General features: G+C 40.6%; 21 protein-coding genes. 14 read left to right on the top strand and 7 right to left on the bottom strand.

Translation table 11 applies throughout. The features are described from left to right. The first annotated feature begins 89 nt into the window (after positions 1-89). The 9 genes from BM192_RS09450 (at position 90) to BM192_RS09415 (ending at position 10,860) form a co-directional block, all read left to right on the top strand. A complete protein-coding gene (locus BM192_RS09450) occupies positions 90-1,307 on the top strand; it encodes an FG-GAP repeat domain-containing protein (protein WP_081857534.1) in 1,218 nt (405 codons plus the stop codon). Between the two features lie 86 nt (positions 1,308-1,393). Then, complete coding sequence (locus tag BM192_RS20940; protein ID WP_157282892.1) at positions 1,394-1,555, top strand: hypothetical protein; 162 nt, start codon at positions 1,394-1,396, stop codon at positions 1,553-1,555. Positions 1,556-1,752: 197 nt separating this feature from the next. After that, a complete protein-coding gene (locus BM192_RS09445) occupies positions 1,753-2,358 on the top strand; it encodes a TetR/AcrR family transcriptional regulator (RefSeq protein WP_074590307.1) in 606 nt (201 codons plus the stop codon). 114 nt (positions 2,359-2,472) lie between these two features. Beyond that, entirely contained in the window at positions 2,473-3,063 is a 591-nt protein-coding gene (locus BM192_RS09440) for an RNA polymerase sigma factor (RefSeq protein WP_051760067.1), read from the top strand. Between the two features lie 86 nt (positions 3,064-3,149). Next, complete coding sequence (locus BM192_RS09435; RefSeq protein WP_051760065.1) at positions 3,150-3,533, top strand: hypothetical protein; 384 nt, start codon at positions 3,150-3,152, stop codon at positions 3,531-3,533. 99 nt (positions 3,534-3,632) lie between these two features. Then, a complete protein-coding gene (locus BM192_RS09430; RefSeq protein ID WP_157282889.1) occupies positions 3,633-4,322 on the top strand; it encodes a FecR family protein in 690 nt (229 codons plus the stop codon). A 152-nt stretch (positions 4,323-4,474) separates the two neighbouring features. Next, positions 4,475-8,029, top strand: a complete 3,555-nt coding sequence (locus BM192_RS09425) for a SusC/RagA family TonB-linked outer membrane protein (protein WP_074963963.1) — start codon at positions 4,475-4,477, stop codon at positions 8,027-8,029. Between the two features lie 9 nt (positions 8,030-8,038). Then, entirely contained in the window at positions 8,039-9,397 is a 1,359-nt protein-coding gene (locus BM192_RS09420; protein ID WP_037442725.1) for a RagB/SusD family nutrient uptake outer membrane protein, read from the top strand. A gap of 56 nt (positions 9,398-9,453) precedes the next feature. After that, entirely contained in the window at positions 9,454-10,860 is a 1,407-nt protein-coding gene (locus tag BM192_RS09415; protein ID WP_037442723.1) for a hypothetical protein, read from the top strand. Between the two features lie 46 nt (positions 10,861-10,906). On the opposite strand, the gene BM192_RS09410 is transcribed toward BM192_RS09415, so the two are convergent. From BM192_RS09410 to BM192_RS09400, 3 genes are all read right to left on the bottom strand, one after another. Next, positions 10,907-11,152, bottom strand: coding sequence for a hypothetical protein (locus BM192_RS09410; protein WP_037442721.1), 246 nt, complete (start codon positions 11,150-11,152; stop codon positions 10,907-10,909). Positions 11,153-11,610: 458 nt separating this feature from the next. Continuing rightward, on the bottom strand, positions 11,611-12,024 hold the full coding sequence (locus tag BM192_RS09405) for a MauE/DoxX family redox-associated membrane protein (protein ID WP_051760062.1): 414 nt from the start codon (positions 12,022-12,024) through the stop codon (positions 11,611-11,613). Between the two features lie 138 nt (positions 12,025-12,162). After that, the gene (locus BM192_RS09400; RefSeq protein ID WP_037442719.1) at positions 12,163-12,522 is read right to left on the bottom strand and encodes a winged helix-turn-helix transcriptional regulator; all 360 of its coding nucleotides are present in this window, start codon (positions 12,520-12,522) and stop codon (positions 12,163-12,165) included. Between the two features lie 68 nt (positions 12,523-12,590). On the opposite strand from BM192_RS09400, the gene BM192_RS09395 reads away from it, so the two are divergent. Beyond that, positions 12,591-13,046: a VOC family protein gene (locus BM192_RS09395; RefSeq protein WP_037442717.1), complete on the top strand. Its 456-nt coding sequence runs from the start codon at positions 12,591-12,593 to the stop codon at positions 13,044-13,046. Here the strand turns inward: BM192_RS09395 and BM192_RS09390 are convergent. Beyond that, positions 13,043-13,957: a 1-aminocyclopropane-1-carboxylate deaminase/D-cysteine desulfhydrase gene (locus BM192_RS09390; protein WP_317040248.1), complete on the bottom strand. Its 915-nt coding sequence runs from the start codon at positions 13,955-13,957 to the stop codon at positions 13,043-13,045. The two genes, BM192_RS09395 and BM192_RS09390, sit on opposite strands and share 4 nt — an antisense overlap. A 116-nt stretch (positions 13,958-14,073) precedes the next feature. Here BM192_RS09390 and BM192_RS09385 point away from each other — a divergent pair, with 116 nt between their 5' ends. Together BM192_RS09385 and BM192_RS09380 are read left to right on the top strand one after the other, a co-directional pair. Then, on the top strand, positions 14,074-15,102 hold the full coding sequence (locus tag BM192_RS09385; RefSeq protein ID WP_037442713.1) for an RluA family pseudouridine synthase: 1,029 nt from the start codon (positions 14,074-14,076) through the stop codon (positions 15,100-15,102). Positions 15,103-15,109: 7 nt separating this feature from the next. Next, positions 15,110-15,949 (top strand): aminotransferase class IV, encoded by an 840-nt coding sequence (locus BM192_RS09380; protein ID WP_037442711.1) that lies wholly within the window; start codon positions 15,110-15,112, stop codon positions 15,947-15,949. A gap of 7 nt (positions 15,950-15,956) precedes the next feature. Here the strand turns inward: BM192_RS09380 and fmt are convergent, their stop codons facing one another. Beyond that, the gene (gene fmt, locus BM192_RS09375) at positions 15,957-16,865 is read right to left on the bottom strand and encodes a methionyl-tRNA formyltransferase (protein WP_074963961.1); all 909 of its coding nucleotides are present in this window, start codon (positions 16,863-16,865) and stop codon (positions 15,957-15,959) included. 112 nt (positions 16,866-16,977) lie between these two features. On the opposite strand from fmt, the gene BM192_RS09370 reads away from it, so the two are divergent. Then, positions 16,978-18,033 carry a DNA topoisomerase IB gene (locus tag BM192_RS09370; RefSeq protein ID WP_037442709.1) on the top strand — a complete coding sequence of 352 codons (1,056 nt, stop codon included), beginning with the start codon at positions 16,978-16,980 and terminating at the stop codon, positions 18,031-18,033. Positions 18,034-18,071: 38 nt separating this feature from the next. Here BM192_RS09370 and BM192_RS09365 read toward each other — a convergent pair whose 3' ends face one another. Beyond that, positions 18,072-18,278: a hypothetical protein gene (locus tag BM192_RS09365; RefSeq protein ID WP_037442707.1), complete on the bottom strand. Its 207-nt coding sequence runs from the start codon at positions 18,276-18,278 to the stop codon at positions 18,072-18,074. 11 nt (positions 18,279-18,289) lie between these two features. Then, positions 18,290-19,489, bottom strand: coding sequence for an exo-beta-N-acetylmuramidase NamZ family protein (locus BM192_RS09360; protein WP_394358816.1), 1,200 nt, complete (start codon positions 19,487-19,489; stop codon positions 18,290-18,292). 104 nt (positions 19,490-19,593) lie between these two features. Between BM192_RS09360 and BM192_RS20935 the strand changes: the two genes are divergently transcribed. Further along, on the top strand, positions 19,594-19,911 hold the full coding sequence (locus BM192_RS20935) for a helix-turn-helix domain-containing protein (RefSeq protein ID WP_074590335.1): 318 nt from the start codon (positions 19,594-19,596) through the stop codon (positions 19,909-19,911). Positions 19,912-19,990 lie beyond the last annotated feature (79 nt).

Raw genomic sequence — 19,990 nt, 5'->3', positions numbered from 1 at the left:
TTAATTAATATTATAAATTATTTCTTTATTTACTGTAAATTCTTATCTTGTAGGATACTATCGTTTATGAACCACTAGATCTTCAGCTTATGCAGCATTCTCTATTTCGAAAATTCTGTACGATCACAGCTACCTTGTGTTTGGTTGTAATGCATAATGCCATTTCGCAAAGTACAGAAACAAAATATTTCAATGACGTTACAACAACTCATTTACCCATAGATGCAGATGCACATACTTTAGATGTAGTATTGGCAGATGTGAATGGAGATGGTCATTTAGACGCTATACTGGCCTTAGAGTCTTTGCCTAACCGGCTGTATCTGAATGATGGTACGGGGAAATTTATTTGGAAAAAGGGCGTTTTTGCCGAAAAGTCGCACGATACCGAGCATGTGCGTGCAGGAGATTTTGACAAAGACGGACACTTAGATATTATTTTCGTCGCAGAAGATGATCAGAATCATGAATTCTATCTGGGTAATGGAGACGGAACCTTTAGAAATGTAAGCGAACGACTGCCAGCGAAAAGTGAAGCGAATGGTTTGGATATCGGAGATGTGAACGGAGATGGTCTGTTAGACATTATCGTTGGAAATACAGGGCCAACACCGCAAAATTTTTTATGGATCAATAATCCCGAAAAACCGGGTAACTTTATAGATTATACCAGGAAAGGTTTACCTGCAATCCGCACAGAAACACAGTCCGTAAAGTTATCAGATTTGAATGGAGACGGCTTTCTGGATCTGATAGCGGGGAACGAAGTTCCTCCCAATCGTTTGTTTTTTAACGATGGAAAAGGACATTTTACTGAACATCCGGAAAAGCTGGATTTACTGGCCCCGTTACATACCAGGGAAGTTCTAACTTTCGACGCCAATGGCGATGGGCACCCCGATATCTTGTTTTTAAACCTTACAAGCAACGGCGGTAAGTTTGAGAAGGATCCCACCACCCGTCTGCTGATTAATGATGGTAAAGGGAATTTTAAAGATGAAACGGCAAAAAGAATACCTAAACAAACTTATTCGAGTTATGCAGGTGCAATTTTTGACTTCAATCACGACGGTTCCCCGGATATTATCTTAAGTGCGATCAAAATACCTCCATTCGAGGCAATGCAGGTGCAGGCATTACAGAATGACGGTAAAGGGAATTTTAAATTGGTTACTGATCAGGTGATTCCTGCTTCTACTGTAGGCAGGAGCTGGGGGATTGCTGTTGGGGATGTAAACGGAGACGGTAAGCCGGATATTTTTATTGGACAGTGGGGCACACAGGCACGGCTACTTTTAGGGAAGTAATCATAAAGACTACTTATTTTGTAGACTTTATTTATTATGCCTATATTAGAGCTAATTAGTGTATGGTTTAACATAAATTTTATGTGATGTCAATTTATCTGGAATTCCCCGCCATCGAACATTATCCGTTGTATACCGATCCATACAGGAGTGACGATCAGATCTATTATCCTGAAGAGACTGAAAAAGTTATTGTTGATCCGGATACACCCAGTCTGCATGATTATCTGACTTTAAAAGCAGTTTAATCATGCCGGCATGTAAGACCAATCGATACACCAACGGTAGAAAAGGCTGTGTAAGTTAAATATGTTAGTTGCCTGACCGTTCCAGCGCATCTGGGGGCTGATTTAATATTTTTCTTTTGTAATTTACGACGTTTGACATTTTTAGGGTCGGTCAGTTCATTTTCTGCATCGATACCTAGATGTTACGGAGGGAAAATATGAGTGTAAAGTATGAAATAATGAATGTTGCTATCCGCCTTTTTGCACAAAAAGGGTATATGGCTAGTTCAACCAGAGAGATTGCATTAATGGCAGGGGTAAATTTGTCAATGATCAATTACTATTTTAGCAGTAAGGAAAAATTATTGGAAAATATTGTGGCATCCAATACCAGCGATCTGATTGAAAAAATAAAAGATGTGGTGGAGCTGGAGATTTCTGAACTGGACAAGATCCATAGCCTGATTGAAATATATGCTTTTTATATTCTTGGAAATGATGAAGTATCAAGGATCTTATTTCAAGAGCAGCTAATGAGTAGTTATGTTGAAAACATAAAGGCACTGCAAAATCTCGACGACGCAAACCGAAAGTATTTTACCGAAATTATTGATTCGGGAAAGCAAAAACTGATTTTCGCATCCGATACTGATCCGGGGTTCCTTTATCTTTCTATAATCGGAACGGTACAGCAGTACCTCATCCGTACCCGATCCGATCACAAAGCGGTTTCCGGTAATCAAACTGCCTATTCAGAAGCAGAGATTAACGACGTAGTTGCTTACCTTAAAAAGTTATGTGACGGAATCTTATTAGCACGATAAATTTTCATTATTAGTGTTCCTCCATTTCCTTCTAAGTTTATTTGCTATCTCAATTTATATATTATAATATATTTTATATATAATTGATCCGTTCTATAAGAACAGCAAATTTTTATGCGCGTCAATCCATTTCCAAATGAGCAATCTGTCTTGATAAAGATTGCAGCAGGGGATCACCAGGCATTCCGGGAGGTATATGATTTCTATTATCAATCAATATACAAATACGCACTGCACCTGTTAAAATCTGAATCGCTTGCCGAAGAAATTATACAGGAAACTTTTTTGAAAATATGGATAAACAGAATCCGGCTGCCCGAAATACTTAATCTGGAAAGTTATCTCGTCACTATCGCCAGAAATCGTTCACTGGACATTCTGCGCCAGTCAGCGCTCCGGTACCGAAAGGACCAAACTCTTAAAAAAACTTTTGAATTTAGTACCAACGAAACTGAGGAGCAGATCATCTTAAAAGATACCCGGTTGATACTTTCTGAAGCGATTGCACAACTACCTCCACAGCAAAAGCAGGTTTATGAGCTGTGTAAACAGCAGGGTTTAAAATATGATGAAGTTGCTAAAATTATGAATCTCTCACCCCTAACGGTACAATCATATATGAAAATAGCATTGCGTGCTATACGGGAATATATGGACAAGAACACCGACATTATTATCATGGCAATCATTTTAAAATTATTTTAGACCTCAGTACCCCCCTTTATCTTTTGCGCCCGTCTACCTCATAAATGCATAGGAATTCTTTCCGTTGCCGGATAAATTAATCTTAGATGGATAGAGAGAGAGTCGCTTATTTATGTGCGGGTTATTTGAATCTGGAAGCTACGCGGGCGGAACTGATGGAATTTGAGGCGTTGCTGCTGGACAGTGAGGCTGAAGAGTTTTTGAAGGTCGCATTGACGGATGCATATTATCATTTACCCTTGGAAAGATATAAGGATCTGTCTCCAGAAAGAGCTGCTTTAATATTCGATAAGATTAAAGACCCCATCACGCCGCAACGAATTGCCAAATTAAAGTTCATGTGGAGTGCAGCGGCTGCCATGCTAGTTATCGGAGGAAGCCTGCTTTTGATTAATAAGCCCAATACACAGGAAACAAAAAATACAACGGTTACCCATGAAATTACTCCTGGGAAAGAGGGAGCAACCTGAATCCTGGCCGATGGGCGTAAGATCTTACTTTCGGAGGCATTAAAGGGCGAGCTGGCGAATGAATCTGGTGTAGTGATATCCAAAAATGCAGCTGGAGCTTTGATATATAGCGTTCGGAATACTGAGGGAAATAAAGTAGTGGCTAAACCAAAAAGTTCCTATAATACGCTTTCTACCGCAAGGGGTGAACAGTATCAGGTTCGCCTGCCCGATTCTTCATTGGTCTGGCTTAATGCGGCATCTGAGTTGAAATATCCATCTTCTTTCAACACCCTCAAGGAGCGCAGGGTAGAATTATCCGGTGAAGCTTATTTTGAGGTTGCCAAAAACAAGAAACAACCTTTTGTTGTACAGGCTGACGGACAGGAAGTTAAAGTTCTTGGGACACATTTTAATGTCAGCAGTTATAGTGACGAGCCAGATGCCATAACGACTTTACTGGAAGGTTCTGTACAGATCTCAGGAAATGGAGAAGTTAAAGTTCTTAAACCGGGAGAGCGTGCTGTGCGGACAGGGAACCAGATTAAAGTTTCCGAAGCAGATCTCAGCGAAGACATGGCCTGGAAAAATGGAGACTTCTATTTTAATAATGTGGGTATCGCAAGTATTATGCGTCAGATTTCCAGATGGTATGATGTAGACATCATATATCAGGGAGAATTAACTGATGAAAAGTTTTACGGTACAATCTCAAGAAGTAAAAATATCAAACAGGTACTGAATGTCCTGGAAAAAACAAAAAGTGTTCACTTTAAGGTTGAAGGAAGGAGGGTCCTGATTATGAAATAACCATACCCTGCATATAATCCATATTGTAAAAACCACCCCAACGCTAATTGGGATGGTATAGCCTGGATAGAAAAATATTAAATATTTCATTATTGCGAAGAGCTGAACCACCTAGAAATGACTGGCTCAACGCATCAATCCAAACTAAACGAATGTACAGATTTTATCGTAAAGATCCTGTCATGCCTCTGCGCAACAGGATTATAAGGAGGTTAATTCGCGGGATTAACCTCACCACTTTGCTGCTTATTACTTTTATAGTGCAGGTGAGTGCAAACTCTTTTGCACAGAAAATTAGCCTTTCCGCGCGCAATAAGCCACTAGTGCAGGTAATTAAAGAGATCAGGTTGCAAACTGGTTTCGACTTTATGGTCACAGCGGGAGCACTCCGCAATGCCAGGCCGGTTACTATAAACGTAAAAAATGTTGAATTATCCGAAGCGCTGAAACAAATTTTCACCGGAACTCCACTCGATTTTGTACTGGAGGAAAAGAGTGTAATTATCTCCATCAGAAATGAGTACCCGATTTTCTGGAAAGCCGATAAAGACATTATTGTCAGCGGAAAAGTTGTGGATGAGAAGGGAAATGGCTTGCCCGGAGCTACTATAAAATTAAAAGGCAGCGAATCTAAAATAGCGATTACTACATCTGGAGACGGTAATTTCTCGGTGAATGTACCTGGCGAAAATGCAGTCCTTATCATTTCATATATCGGCTATCAAACCAAGGAGGTGAGTATTTCTGGAGCAGATGTTAATCTGGTCATTAAACTGGAGCAAGCTTCTGGAGAACTTCAGGGTGTAACCGTTGTTAGTACCGGTTATCAGGATCTGCCAAAAGAGAGAGCGACAGGCTCTTTTGAGAAAATAGACAATGCTTTATTAAACCGGAGTACAGGTGTCAATATTCTAAGCCGGCTGGAAAATGTAACACCTGGTTTATTGATAGACAGGAGACAGAATTCTACCAGGGCACCTGGGCTTGGGCAGGTAACTATACGTGGTCTGAGTACGCTTACGCAATCTATGGCGTCTCCCTTATTGATTCTGGATAATTTTCCATATGAGGGCGATTTGAATAATATCAATCCAAACGATGTAGAAAGTGTGACTATTTTAAAGGATGCAGCTGCGGCTTCGATCTGGGGTGCGAGAGCTGCTAATGGGGTTATTGTTATTACGACAAAGAAGGGGCAGTACAATAAAGCTGCGGCCGTTTCTTTTACCAGTAATGTCACTATTCAGGATAAACCGAATCTGTTTAAGCTCAATACCATGAGCAGTAATGATTATATCGACCTGGAAAAACTTCTGTTTAACAAGGGGTTTTATGATTCAAATATTGAAAACATCTGGACCCAACCTTACCTATCTCCTGTCGTGGAATTAATGCTTCAGGCAAGACAACCAGGAGCAACTATCTCACAGGCAGAAGCAGATAAGCAAATTGATGCATTCCGTAATCAGGACGTACGGCGGGACTATATGAAATACATTTATCGCAGGAGTATTGCACAACAATACGCGTTAAATATTAATGGCGGTGGCGATACGTTCAGTTATCAAATTTCTGGAGGGTATGACAGAAACAGGTTTGATGTAGTTCAAAATAGGAGCGAAAGAATTACGCTGCGTACGGGTTTTACCTACAGACCTATTAAAAAATTGGAATTTGATTTCAATACAATGTATACCCAGGGAAAAGATAAAAGCCCCGGGACTTACAGTGACATCACATATGCTCCTTTTAATACGCTTCCCTATATTAGATTGGCTGATGATAATGGAAACCCTGTTGTCGTTGGTAAAGAGATTAACAACAGATTTCTCGACAATGTCGATCCCCGGTATTTAGACTGGAGGTATAGACCTTTAGCGGAACTGGAAGCCAGTTCTAATCAGGTAAATGCATATAATTTTTTAATGAATATTGGTGCAAAGTATCAGCTTTCCGAAGTTTTTAGTGCCAGTGTGAAGCACCAGTATACCAGAAGTATTTCGGAAAATCGAAACTGGGAGGGCCCCGAATCTTATTATACAAGGAATCAAATAAATTTGCTTACAGAATTTAATGGCGATCAGACGATACGCAATTTGCCAATAGGAGCGATAATGGCCAGGAATTCAGATGCCGGCAGTTCTTATAATGTACGCGGTCAGGTCAATGCAAATAAAATATGGGGTACAAATCATCAATTAGATGCGCTGATCGGAATAGAGCAGAGTGAACAAGTTAAAAGATCGAACAGTTCGAACGTATATGGTTATAGCGATTTGCTTTTGACATCGGCGGATGTCGACAATATCACGCAGTTTATTTCGCCATTGTCATCATTTGTAAACATGCCTAGTGGTGTTTCATTTTCCGAACAGCGTTATCGCTTCATCTCCTATTTTGCTAATGCGGCTTATACTTTCAATCAACGGTATACAATTTCCGGAAGTGCCAGGAAAGATGAAGCTAATTTATTTGGGGTAGCTACCAATTTACGCGGAGCACCATTTTGGTCGGTAGGTTTAAGCTGGAATCTTTCGAAGGAAAAATTCTATAATTTTGATTTAATACCTGAGCTAAAACTTAGAGCGACATATGGTTATCAAGGTAATACTAATAAAAATTTATCTGCTTACAGTACAATCAAATATGCAGGAAACAATGATTTCGTAATTAATCTTCCTTACGCAAATATTATTAATCCGGCTAATGATCAATTAAGATGGGAAAAAGTCGGAACCTTGAATTTAGGGGTAGATTTCGCTATGAGGAACCGGGTAATTTCCGGTAGTATTGAATATTATTCGCGATCTGCTAAAGACGTACTGAATAGCACACCTTTAGATTACACTACTGGATTTTCCTTCGCAACTTTCAATAGCTCAAATTTAAAAGGCACCGGTGTAGATATTAGTCTCCACTCCAATAATCTGACCGGTAGTTTTAAATGGGCTACCGATATTTTCTTTAATTATAATAACAACAAAGTAACTAAATATACACCGATAAGCAACAGCGTAAATAGTTACCTAGGACCTGTTCTCACCATACCTAGTGGTCTAATGGTTGGAAAGCCGGTATTGTCTGTGTTTTCTTATCCATGGGCTGGGCTGGACCCGGAAACTGGAGATCCACTCGGATATCTCAATGGGGAAAAGAGTAATGACTATGCAGCTTTGACTAATATTAATCCGGATCAGTTGGTGTATCATGGGAGCGCGGCACCTGTATATTCAGGTTCATTTCGCAATACTTTTACGTATAAAAATATAAGTGTCTCAGCTAACATAATCGCGAAATTGGGTTATGTTTTCAGGCGAAATAGTATCAATTATACTGATTTGTTAAATAACGGTGGTACTAACCCTGTAATAGGGCATTCAGACTATTCATTGAGATGGCAGAGGAAGGGCGATGAATTATTAACAAGCGTACCTTCGCTAAAGTATCCTAATGACCCATTGCGCGATGAATTTTATACAGGGGCATCAGTTCTGGTTGCCAACGCAGGTCATATCAGGCTTCAGGATATAACGATAAGTTACTTGCTTAACAAACCAGTATCCTCATTGCTCAATATCAAATTGTTTTTGAATATGAGTAATCTAGGTTTAATCTGGAAAGAAAACAAAGTTGGGCTAGATCCCGAATACTACAATAGTTATTCTAACCCCAGAACAATTGCAATTGGTATTAATTCAAATTTTTAATTAAATAACATGAAAAGATATATAACTCATATATTATTGTTTGTTTCGATTGCCGCAGTTTTTTCTTGCAAGAAGTATCTTGACGTCAAGCCAGATAAAAGTCAGGTGGTGCCAGTTTCATTAGACGATTGTCAGGCTTTGTTAAACAATGCAGGAGTATTATATACTCTTTATCCTTCTACTGCCGAAATCTCATCAGATGATTATTATCTGACGTCAGAAGTCTGGACATCTTTGCCGAATTATCGAAGAGAGCCTTATTTGTGGCTAAAAAATTCTGATGTAATTTATACGGATTGGGCAGCAGCATATAGCAAGGTGTTAGTTTGTAATCAAATCCTTGAAGTTCTGGATAAAATTGTCCCTACTCAAAATGAACAGCAGCAATGGAATCGTATTAGAGGCGCAGCTTTACTATTGAGGTCAATGTCTTTCTTTGGCTTGGCACAGGTCTTTGCACAACCTTACGAAGCCAGTACTGCCAGACAAAATTATGGTATCCCGATCCGGTTAACACCAAACTTAGGTGAAAAGACAGATCGCGGTACACTGCAAGACACTTACGACAGGATTGTAAAAGATATGACTGAAGCGATTTCCTTACTGCCATCGAAACAAATAGTTAGCCTGGCAGATAAATCTATTTCGATGCCCGCTAAAGCTGCGGCATACGCAGCTTTAGCCCGGGTATTTCTAGTTATGGATAACTTTGAACAGGCATTTATAAATGCAGACTTAAGCTTACGAGAAAAGGGCACTTTAATGGACTATAAAACTATAAATGCTCAGCCCACTTATCCAATACCAAGATTCAATGTGGAAGTTCTGTATGAAACCGGGTGCAATGCGTTAGTCCCAATTACCTATGGTATTGTGAACCCCGAATTGTACAATTTATATGAATCAGGCGACTTAAGAAAAACACTATTCTTTCGGAATAAGGGAAATGATACCTATCAATTTAAGGGAACATATATACCGGGAACTATCTTCAACGGTCTTGCCACAGATGAAATGTACTTAATCCGAGCGGAATGCGCGGCCCGAGCTGGTCAGGTGAGTAACGCGCTTGTTGATTTAAATACGCTAAGAATGAGTCGTTGGGATACTACATACGTCCCTTTGACTGCTAATGATGCAGACGAGGTGTTAAAAATGGTTTTAACTGAAAGAAGACGTGAATTATTATTCCGCGGTTTGCGGTGGATGGATTTAAGAAGGTTAAATAAAGATTCACGTTTTGCACAAATTCTTACTAGAAGCTTGAATGGTCAGGAATATACCCTGCCACCACGCGATCTAAGGTACACTTTATTAGTGCCAAGGGAGGTTCTAGAACGAGTGGATATTCCTCAGAATCCAAGATAATCGGTTTACATAACTCGAACTTATCCTCTTTGAAAGGGAGTTCTAATTAATTCATTATGAGTTTTAAAATAAATATACTTCTACTGTTATTTTTGCCTTTCCTCACAGAAGGTCAGACGGTAACTGACATAAATGCCAGAAGCGGCCAAGTGCTTGCTGAACAATTTACAGGAATAAAAATTGGAGAGAAGGTTCCTGACGTATTATTAAGTAAGGTTTTGGAAGTGAACGGAGAGTTGAAATCTCAAAAAATTTCTGATTATAATGATCGTCTCCTTATTCTGGATTTTATGTACACTACATGCACCGCCTGTTTAGCAGGCTTAGTTGAAAAAGAACATCTCCAAAGGCAGTTCGGAAATAATATTAAGATAATGGCTGTAGTGGGTGGTGAAGCTTACGCGCCAGGAATGCTGAAACGAGAAGACGAAAGCTTTATCAGAAAATTTCTAACTAATAAAACGAGTTATTTATCCCGTAATAAAGTTCAAATTCCTTGGGTCGTTGAAAACAAGTTACTTAATCAATACTTTCCCCACCAGCTGGTTTCTCATGTCGTATGGATTAATAAGGGGATAGTGATCGCAATTACGGAGCAGGGGTATGTTGATCAAGTTAATATACAAAGTGTTCTGGCTAATAAAAGAATAGATTTGCCGGTTAAAAATGATTTTTTGCCTCCAGTGGATGCAAAGACACCGTTGGTTTTGCAGAATAAGAATAGGTTTACTGGAATCAACCCTATAAATCTTTATACAGCTGTATTCGGACCGTATCAGGATGGGGTAATAACTAAAGTGGGTTCAACTATAGATACGTTGAGCCATACACGCAGAGATTTTATCATTAATCAGCCAGTGATAAATGCATATATCACACAATGGAATCTCGATTCGTCAATTAAAAGATATCCTGAACCAAGTCGAGTCATTCTAGAAGTACAAGACTCTTCTAAGTATATAATACAAGAAGACAGCAAAGAATATAACTACGTCTATAGACAGCGAACATATATCTGCTACGAATCGTTATATGCCGATTCCGGGCAAACAGTGAGTCAAGTATCTAGAAAAATAATCAAAGACTTAGACAACCTATTAGATTTGAAAGGTAGGTATGAGAAACGGAGAATGAAATGCTTGATTTTATATCGAACGGATAGAGCAACTAAATTTAAGTCTACAGGCAAGAGTAGCGACGAGGTTTCTAATCTCACCGCACCTGAAGTTTTAATCAAGAACGTTGATTTAGAAAATAGTATTGTATGGAAATTAAATCAGTTCTACGGAAATCCACCTGTGTTCGACGAAACGGGTTACAAAGGCGGAGTGGAAATGAATTTTAGCTTGAAATCCTGGCAGGATATTGAATCGGTAAGAAAGGCTCTTCAAAAATATGGTTTAGATTTGAAGGAGGAAGAAAGAACTATTGAAGTATTTGTGCTTAGCGAATTAAAAAAGTAATAGCGTAACAAACGATAATCCATCCGTTACGCTATACTCAATACATCTAATTAAACGGCTGTAAAGTGACGTTCGAAGATTCGGCTCCGCTACTTACAGCAGCCATGATTTCTGCCTGAAGCGTACCGGTAATAACCGGTCTTTGGACACCATTAACCAGTTGTATCTCGGAATTAATAGCACAGAGTTGCTGCTTTGGCTGAGGACAATTCGGCGTGCCAGAAACAGCAGAATAATTGGTTGCTGTGTTAACTGAACCTGAGCCACTATATTTAAACCATGAATTTGCCATAACATTAGTGCTTTTATAAATCAAAAAGCTTAAACTTTAAATTTTCGCCTACTCTGTTAAAGGTTTTCGGCTTTTCCTTTACCTACTCTTAAGGCTTTTCGGTCTGCTCCTGCCCATTAGTCTTGCAATACCAGGGGGCAACATGTTTAAACAATTTTTTTGAATCCGGTTATGAAGCCAGGGTGAAATTTTCACCCTGGCTTATTTCAAAGAACGAGGGACTACGGACATAATAAGACATTGACAGACTCCTGTTTTGTCATGATAACAGTGGCAATTTCAGCCTGGAGCATCCCTGTAAAGACCGGTTTGAGCTCTGAATTAAGGATTTGCCGGCTAGCATAAATTGCGCATAATCTTAGTTTTGGAGACGGGCAATTTGGAATTGCAATCAACATGTAGTTTAGCGGATCATATATAGATCCTGAACCTGTGTATTTAAACCAATCCATTTTTTTTTAATTAAAATTATCGAGTGTAAGCATCACGCCTCCCAATGCAATTAGCGTTAATATTAGGTTTACCTTCAAATGCTTTCGCCAGCCCATCCTTGTGAATAAGCCGCCGCAAGGGCAAGGGTATTTGTCGTAGACCTGGAAAATAATTCCGCTGACATAAATAGAAAAAATGAGCATCAGTAATAGCGATAATGACATGCCAATTAGCCGGGTTGACGGGAAAAGCAATAATCCAGCTGCAGCGAGTTCAGTAAGCGGCAGAAACAGTGCGATCCAGCCGATAGACCACCTTGGGATAGCCTGGCTTTTCAGGACTTCATGAAAATACCGGATGCCCCATAGTTTAGGTAGTGCCGCGTACAACCATAAGATGATGAAGAGCGCCGTGATGATATAAGAGATAAGCATTGCCATCCTGTTTTTTTTTAGTTTAACATGTCTTGTTTTGTTAAAACTAATTTCGGGATGTTAGCGGTTGAATCACAGGGTCATGTGTCCCTGTAAAAAGCGATGGGAAGATAGGGTCAAATGTCCCCCATGACGATAACATGCCTAGGTTTCCGGCTGATGCTTTTTGCCCCAGGTTTCCAGCGAGTTGATTACTACTTGCAGTTCAATACCCTTTTCTGTTAAGGCATAGACATATGTGTTCTTTGGAGTGTTTTTTTCCTGGACTGCCGACTTGAGGATCAGTCCGTCTTTTTCCATCTGGCCAAGCTGAAGGGCAAGTACCCTTTCTGTGATTGCAGGTATTACTTGCTTTAATAAGGAGAAACGATTATTGCCGTTGGTCAGTTCGACCAGGATGGTGAGCTTCCATCTTCCGGAAATAAGGGAAAGGGTATAGGCGGCCTCACAATAATCATGAAGTTCTTTTGCATTGCTGTAGTTGGTAGAGCTGGTTTTTCTCATCGGCTTACAATTTTGTAAGGAGGTCTAAAAGCGGAATTGGTAACTAAATTTGCTGAAAATTAGATATAATGACTTCAGCAGCTAAAAATACAATAATTGGATTGCACCATATAGCGATCAGGGCAATTGATTTTGAAAACACGTTAAGCTTTTATACGAGTTTAGGTTTTACAACCAGCCATTCCTGGTCATTACCGGAGTTTAACCTTAAGCGAGCTGCGATGCTTCGCTCACCAGATGGGCATGGTTTTATTGAACTCTACGATGCGAATGCTGATATTCCCGCCCAGGGCCGGAAACATACAGAAAATGAGGAGTTTGTGCAGACGGCTTTATTGCATATTTGTCTTACAGTTACTGATGCTGACCAGGCTTTTGAGCAAGCATTAGCCGCGGGTGCAATACCGTGCCTGGCGACTATGGAACTGCAATTGGGGACAGATGGAATGTGGGTAAGAAATTCATTGGTTTACAGCCCGAATGGCGAGGTTATTGAGTTTCTGGAAAGAGCCGATTTTCACTAAAATATGAACTTGTCCTTCATCCCCATAATACCTAGCAAGCCCCCGGTGTGCAGAGCTATTACCTTTTCATTTACAGGGAGAATTCCTTTTTTTATCAGGTCTTCCGTGGCGAAGCACATCTTGGCTGTATACACCGGGTCTATAAGTATGCCTGTTTTTGCAATAAATTGCTGCATATACTGAAGGAGTTCGGGTTTAGTTTTAGCATAACCGCCGAAATGGTAATCCAGGTGCATACTCAACTGGTTAATGAAAGGTTCGTAACGGATAATTTCAGTGGTGATAAAATCGCCGCCCTTCAATACCGGGACAACATGGAGCTGAATTTGGCGTCCGCTAGCCACAATACCTTTTAAAAGGCCGGCTGCGGTAGTGCCGGTTCCTGCGGCACAAATGATATGGGCAGTATCTGCCGGGAGTTCGTCGATGATTTCTGCACATCCGCGAACAGCTTCTTCACTTGCCCCACCTTCGGGTATAGCATAAGTATCGGGATTATTAGCAAATAACTTGTTGTAGCAGGTGGCTGGTTCCCGGTAGGCTTCCCTGCTGGTGAAGATCAGGTTCATTCCATACAATTTACAAAGTATAAGCATCTCATTATTGACTTCCTCCCCACGGACGAACGCAGAAGATTTTAAGCCTGATCTGGCGGCGGCAGCTGCGGTGGCTACAAGGTGATTGGAGTATGCGCCCCCATAGGTTACCAGATGAGATTTTCCGGCTGCCCTGGCTGCTTTAAGTATATATTTAAGCTTGCGCCATTTGTTGCCAGAGATGTAGGGATCTATCAGATCATCCCTTTTCATCCATAGTTTCGGGTGCTTTGTATGGGGCAATTGTTGCAGCGGACTGTGCATCTCTGTAAACATCTGACAAATATAAGACGTTTTTTTAGCGGTTTTCTTCAAAAAGAACGAGTTAAATTGATTCACAGGCCTGTTTCATTCCGGAAATGTAATTGTTAAAGATTAGTTTTGTAAAGTGGAAAGTATTCACAATACGAATAGACAAATAAAGGTCAAGAATGGAGAACAATAACAGCGGGACAGAACTGGAAGAGCAGGATTTATACGAACATTTTAATATCGTTGTAGATAAAGGCCAGTCTTTACTGCGCATAGATAAGTTTCTAATGCACCGGATGGAGAATGCATCCAGAAACAGGATACAGAATGCAATAGACGCGGGTAACGTGCTGGTTAATCAGAATACGATTAAAGCCAGCTATAAAGTGAAACCTGCCGACGAAATAAGTATTGTCTTTCCGCATCCGCCAAGGGATACTGAAGTTTATCCGGAAGATCTTCCGCTGGATATTGTATATGAAGATGAAGACCTGCTGATTGTAAATAAAGCAGCTGGTATGGTTGTGCATCCTGGATTTAATAATTATACAGGAACACTGGTTAATGCACTGGCTTTTCATTTTGAACAGTTACCTCAGTTACCGGGCAACGAAGGTCGTCCGGGGTTGGTTCACAGGATTGACAAGGATACTTCCGGCCTGCTGATTATCAGTAAGAATGAAATGACCATGACCAAATTGGCTAAGCAGTTCTACGATCACTCTATTACCCGTAAATATATTGCACTGGCATGGGGAGATATCGCAGAAGATGGTACAATATCAGGTTACATAGGCAGAAGTTTGAAGAACAGAATTGTAATGGATGTGTACGACGAAGAAGAGAAAGGGAAGTGGTCGGTAACGCATTATAACGTGCTGGAGAGGCTAAACTATGTAACGTTGATCAGTTGTCAGCTTGAAACCGGACGTACCCATCAGATCCGTGCGCATATGCAGCATATTGGCCATCCTTTATTTAACGATGCCAATTACGGAGGGGATAAGATCCTAAAAGGAACAACGTTTACTAAGTACAAGCAATACGTAGCTAATTGCTTTGAGTTACTTCCGAGACAAGCTTTGCATGCACAGACTTTAGGATTTATACACCCGAGAACCGGAGAATATATGGAGTTCGAAGCTGCTTTGCCACCAGATTTTGACGCAGTGCTCCAAAAATGGAGAAATTATATAGTACAGTCTTAAGAGATTCATGCAATTAGAATATATTATACATAACCATCAGTTGCTTAACGCAAACCAACAGATTCTCACAGCAAGGAATCGTGGTTTTCGTTATGGAGACGGGCTTTTTGAGTCGATGAGAATGTGCGACGGGAAATTGAAGTTTGCAGAATTGCATGCAGAACGTTTACAGGCAGGGATGAAGGCCCTGAAAATTGAAGGCGGGGTCTTGTTTGACGCCTACTTTCTGAAACAAAAAACGGCAGAGCTCAGCAGGAAAAATAAGCTGAAAGATAATGCGCGTTTCCGTCTGTCGGTTTACCGGGATGGAGAAGGGTTATATACTCCCGAAAGTAACGAAGCTGGTTATATATTGGAAGCAAGCCCGATGGCCGATAACAGTTATCAGCTGAATAAAAAGGGTTTAATCGTTAGTGTGTATTCCGAACTCGCCAAGCCTGTGAACATGCTTTCCAATTATAAAACGAGCAATTCACAGCTATATGTAATGGCCGGGTTGTTTAAACAGCAAAACCGGTTGGATGAAGCGTTTATTTTAAATCAGCATGGATTTTTATGCGAAAGTATCAGCTCTAATATCTTTGTGGTATATGATAAGCAGATTTATACGCCAGCCTTATCGGAAGGGTGCATCGCTGGTGTAATGCGTAAAGCTGTCATGAACCTGGCCAAAGAGAATAATGTCTCTATCATCGAAGCCCAGATTAACCCCGAAGTCTTACAAGCGGCAGATGAAGTATTTATAACCAATGCTTCATCCGGTATCCGCTGGGTAATGGGATATGGAAGAAAACGTTATTTCAACGAAATCACCAAATCCATGAGTGCTTTATTGAATGCGTTATAGCTTCTGGCTATAAACGCATTCCTCTTAAAAATTCTCCTACCTGCATTCTTTTTTTTCCTTCAAACTGTAAGTCAATTAAGGAGATCAGACCATCGGCAGCCTGGTATTCTAATTTCGTTTTACCGTCCGTGTACCAGGTTCCAGGTGTGCCTTTAACTTCTTTTTCAGCGAGTTCTGCTTTGAAGATCTTGAGCGTCTTATCGTTCAGGACAGTAAAAGCCGTTGGATACGGGCTTAGTCCGCGGATTAAATTATAAACCTCACCTGCAGATTTATTCCAGTCTATTTTACAGTCTTCTTTAAAGATTTTAGGTGCATGTTTTAGTGTGTCGCTTTGTGGCTGCGGCTGTTCCTGATAATCTCCGGATTCAATCGCTTTTACAGTTTTAACAAGTAAGGCTGCGCCTGCATCCATCAACTGGTCATGGAGGTCTCCGGCGGTAGCATCATGAGCGATATCTACTTTGGTAGAGAAAATAATGTCGCCTGTATCTATTTCGTGTTTGAGGAAAAACGTAGTTACTCCACTTTCTTTCTCACCATTGATAATTGCATGATTGATCGGAGCAGCCCCTCTGTATTGTGGTAAAAGTGAGCCATGCAAATTGATTGTGCCTTTTGGTGGCATATTCCATACCACCTCCGGCAGCATTCTGAAAGCTACAACGACATGCAGATCTGCCTTTAAAGCAGCAAGTTCTGCAATAAATTCAGGGTCTTTAAGTTTGAGTGGTTGTAATACTTTAATGTCATGTGCAACTGCATATTGTTTAACTGCACTTTCTTGTATCTTCTGGCCCCTTCCGGCTGGCTTATCTGCTGCCGTAACGACAGCAGCAATTTCAAATCCGGCGTTTGCCAATGCATTTAAAGAAGCAACTGCAAAATCAGGGGTACCCATGAAAACTATTTTCATCATGTTATGTTGTTGTTTTTCGTAGGTGCTGAAGCTAGCAGCTTGCTTGTTTCAGCACCCTATTGTTTTCACAAAATTAGAAAAATAAGCTTAATCTTTTTTCCTGCTTTATATGGTTGATACAACTGAAGAAATAAAAGAAATTGGTTTGTTGTATATGACTGATACCATGCCCGGCATTTATAGAAAGGGTAAACCAGGGAAATTTCATTACGAAAATCAAAATGGATCGCGTGTTACCGATGAGAAACAGGTGGCCCGGATAAATGCATTGGTGTTGCCACCTGCATGGACAGAGGTTTGGATAGCGCCCAAAAAGAATGCTTATCTGCAAGCAACCGGGCTTGATGCTCTGGGCAGAAAGCAATATCGTTACCATAATGACTGGACTTCCCGCAGGTCGGATCGTAAGTACTTTCGCCTGCTGGATTTTGGCAAGGCATTGCCCGCTGCCAGGAAAAAGGTAGCCGCACATCTGCGGCGTAAGAATTATGATGAGCAAAAAGTTCTGGCAATCTGTGTAGAGGTAATGCAGCATACCTTAATCCGTATTGGAAATAACTCCTACGCGCAGTTATACGGAAGTTATGGTTTGTCGACCCTTAAAGATAAGCATGCCAGGCTGGAAGGCAACCAGCTCAAGCTGAAATTTGTAGGGAAAAAGGGGGTTAAACAAGAAGTTACACTCCGTAATAAAGGGTTGGCAAAAATGGTATTGCGTTGTAAAGAAATTCCCGGTCAGGATCTATTCCAGTATTATACGGAGGGAAAAGAACATCGCGCAGTTGACTCGGGTAAGATCAATAATTATATCCGGGAGATTACCGGCGGAGATTTTACTGCGAAAGATTTCCGGACCTGGGGCGGTACGCTGGAAGCTATGCGGCAGCTGGCGGTCTGCAATGCGAGGCAGGACGAAAAGAGTTCGCATAAAAAAATTATAGTGGAAGTACTTGACTGCGTGGCCAGCAAACTTGGAAATACACGGGCGGTATGCAAGAGCTCATACGTTTATCCTTTGCTGCTGGAGAGCTTTGAAGATGGTTCGCTTTTACCGTATCTGAAGAAAATAAACAGGGCGGCTGAAGGACCTGTCAGCCAGGCAATGGAGCATGACGAAAAGGTTTTAATGCAGTTCCTTCGTGCGGCACAGAAGAAATCAAAATAAAAACACCCGCCAGCTTTTAAAAGCTGGCGGGTGTTATCTTAAGTGCGGTTATTATGTGCAGTCGGTGGCTGCTCGCTTTTTTCTCTTTCTTTTGCCGGATTCGGAAACTTCGGTTCCTCTTTCTGATAATCTTTGTCCTCAGGTTTAACTACAGCTTTATTTCCCTTGTCAACCTTATCTTCAGGAACAGTTTCCTTGTAATTACTTGCCGGATTATCATTTTTCTTTTTGCGTTCTTCAGACATAATCAATTGTTTTAAGGGTACAACAGGTATTTCTGGCGCATAGTTTTATATTGACTTAATGCAGGTTCCCAGCTGGCACGGATCTCTTTTTCAGATTTACCAGCCATAATTTGCTGTTTAAATGTATACACACCGGCAAGTTTATCGATACTATTCATCTGATTGCTCAGCTTTGTGTTAAAGAAATCAGCCTTAACCGGGTATGCTTTATAAAGTTCTATCAGCCATTGCAGATTTAACACTTTATCACGGCGAATGTTTTCAGTATCGTAGTTTCTCAGGTCCAGACCATAACAAACCTGGTTCATATGTAAGGGGGTTTCTGCCATCCCTTTAATACTTTTCGGTGTATAAGAAAACTTAAATTTCCCTTTCAGCGCAGGTGCACCGACAATGGTAAAAGGAAATAAGGTTCCTCTGCCATGGTTTAAATAAGTGCCTTCAAACAAACATGTCGTTGGGTAAAGCAGAATTGATTCCGGTGTGTTAAGGTTAGGGGATGGGTTTACCGGTAGGGTATAGGGCATATCGTGATTATAATTTGCAACCGGCACAATCGTAATTTTGCATTGCAGTTTGTTTTTTAGCCAGCCTTCGCCATTAAGCATTTGCGCATATTCCGCAACTGTTAGACCATGTACGATCGGAATCGGTTTAAGACCTATCCCGGAAACTAGTTTCGAATCCAGAACCGGCCCGTCTATATAGAAGCCATTTGGGTTCGGACGATCCAGAATCATTACTTCTTTGTTATTTTCGGCACAGGCTTCCATCACATATTGAAGTGTGTTGATATAGGTGTAGAATCTGACACCTACATCTTGTATATCAAAGATCATAATATCAACATCCTGCAATTCTGCAGTGCTCGGTTTCTGATGCTTTCCGTAAAGGGAAACGACTTTGATACCGGTTTTCTCATCGATATCATCTGCAACGGCGATACCTGCACTTGCTTTTCCCCGAAAGCCATGTTCAGGGCCAAATATCTTCACTATTTTAACACCTCGTTCCAGCAAACTGTCCACGACCGTCCGGGTTCCAATAACGGATGTCTGATTTACAACCATGCCTACTCTTTTACCCTGCAGCAAATGCAGATATTTTTCTGTCTGTTCCGCTCCTGTAAGGATGCCGCTCTGAAGCGTATCAGTTTTCATTGTCTGATATTGTCCCGTATCTGCTTTGCAGGACTGCGTAATAAAGAACATTAAAATTAAACAGCTTAGTATGTGAGGGATAGATTTCATAGGCTTTGGCTTTGAAACAAAGTTAAGCATTTCATGTTAATACAGTTATTTGTCTGTTTTATGTCATGACAGGTCAGAATATATGCTATATTGCATTAGAATTTTTTTTAAATTGTTTTATGCCTGAGCGAAACGGAAAAAAAATATTAGGAAATAATATTCGGAAACACCGAAAAATGAAAGGTATGACAATCGTCGAACTTGCGGGAAGGGTTCATCCGGACGGCGATTTTTATTCACATTTGTCGAGGATTGAATTAGGTAAACTGGCTTGTTCAGTAGAAACGATTTTCAGTATTGCACATGCACTGCAGATAAAACCTTCCGAATTACTGGAAATTGAAGACAGCTGGCAGGAAGCAGTCAATTATAATATCCATTGATTTAAACTTTCATACTGAATTAATATTCGCATTTTTACAGCCCGGTCTTGATCCTCAGGAAAAAAGACTTTTATAACGA

This window comes from Pedobacter antarcticus (assembly GCF_900112985.1).
Taxonomy (GTDB): Bacteria; Bacteroidota; Bacteroidia; order Sphingobacteriales; family Sphingobacteriaceae; genus Pedobacter; species Pedobacter antarcticus.
This window is presented reverse-complemented; position numbering and strand designations above follow the sequence as displayed.

What these genes read in the sequence shown, in the direction of transcription:
- BM192_RS09365 (WP_037442707.1), bottom strand. Translation starts at nt 18,278, where the DNA reads ATGTCTGAAGAACGCAAAAAGAAAAATGATAATCCGGCAAGTAATTAC.
- fmt (WP_074963961.1), bottom strand. Translation starts at nt 16,865, where the DNA reads ATGAAAATAGTTTTCATGGGTACCCCTGATTTTGCAGTTGCTTCTTTA.
- BM192_RS09380 (WP_037442711.1), top strand. Translation starts at nt 15,110, where the DNA reads ATGCAATTAGAATATATTATACATAACCATCAGTTGCTTAACGCAAAC.
- BM192_RS09405 (WP_051760062.1), bottom strand. Translation starts at nt 12,024, where the DNA reads ATGGCAATGCTTATCTCTTATATCATCACGGCGCTCTTCATCATCTTA.
- BM192_RS09385 (WP_037442713.1), top strand. Translation starts at nt 14,074, where the DNA reads ATGGAGAACAATAACAGCGGGACAGAACTGGAAGAGCAGGATTTATAC.
- BM192_RS09425 (WP_074963963.1), top strand. Translation starts at nt 4,475, where the DNA reads ATGTACAGATTTTATCGTAAAGATCCTGTCATGCCTCTGCGCAACAGG.
- BM192_RS09360 (WP_394358816.1), bottom strand. Translation starts at nt 19,489, where the DNA reads ATGTTCTTTATTACGCAGTCCTGCAAAGCAGATACGGGACAATATCAG.
- BM192_RS09395 (WP_037442717.1), top strand. Translation starts at nt 12,591, where the DNA reads ATGACTTCAGCAGCTAAAAATACAATAATTGGATTGCACCATATAGCG.
- BM192_RS09370 (WP_037442709.1), top strand. Translation starts at nt 16,978, where the DNA reads ATGGTTGATACAACTGAAGAAATAAAAGAAATTGGTTTGTTGTATATG.
- BM192_RS20940 (WP_157282892.1), top strand. Translation starts at nt 1,394, where the DNA reads ATGTCAATTTATCTGGAATTCCCCGCCATCGAACATTATCCGTTGTAT.
- BM192_RS09420 (WP_037442725.1), top strand. Translation starts at nt 8,039, where the DNA reads ATGAAAAGATATATAACTCATATATTATTGTTTGTTTCGATTGCCGCA.
- BM192_RS09400 (WP_037442719.1), bottom strand. Translation starts at nt 12,522, where the DNA reads ATGAGAAAAACCAGCTCTACCAACTACAGCAATGCAAAAGAACTTCAT.
- BM192_RS09435 (WP_051760065.1), top strand. Translation starts at nt 3,150, where the DNA reads ATGGATAGAGAGAGAGTCGCTTATTTATGTGCGGGTTATTTGAATCTG.
- BM192_RS09415 (WP_037442723.1), top strand. Translation starts at nt 9,454, where the DNA reads ATGAGTTTTAAAATAAATATACTTCTACTGTTATTTTTGCCTTTCCTC.
- BM192_RS09440 (WP_051760067.1), top strand. Translation starts at nt 2,473, where the DNA reads ATGCGCGTCAATCCATTTCCAAATGAGCAATCTGTCTTGATAAAGATT.
- BM192_RS09410 (WP_037442721.1), bottom strand. Translation starts at nt 11,152, where the DNA reads ATGGCAAATTCATGGTTTAAATATAGTGGCTCAGGTTCAGTTAACACA.
- BM192_RS20935 (WP_074590335.1), top strand. Translation starts at nt 19,594, where the DNA reads ATGACAGGTCAGAATATATGCTATATTGCATTAGAATTTTTTTTAAAT.
- BM192_RS09445 (WP_074590307.1), top strand. Translation starts at nt 1,753, where the DNA reads ATGAGTGTAAAGTATGAAATAATGAATGTTGCTATCCGCCTTTTTGCA.
- BM192_RS09450 (WP_081857534.1), top strand. Translation starts at nt 90, where the DNA reads ATGCAGCATTCTCTATTTCGAAAATTCTGTACGATCACAGCTACCTTG.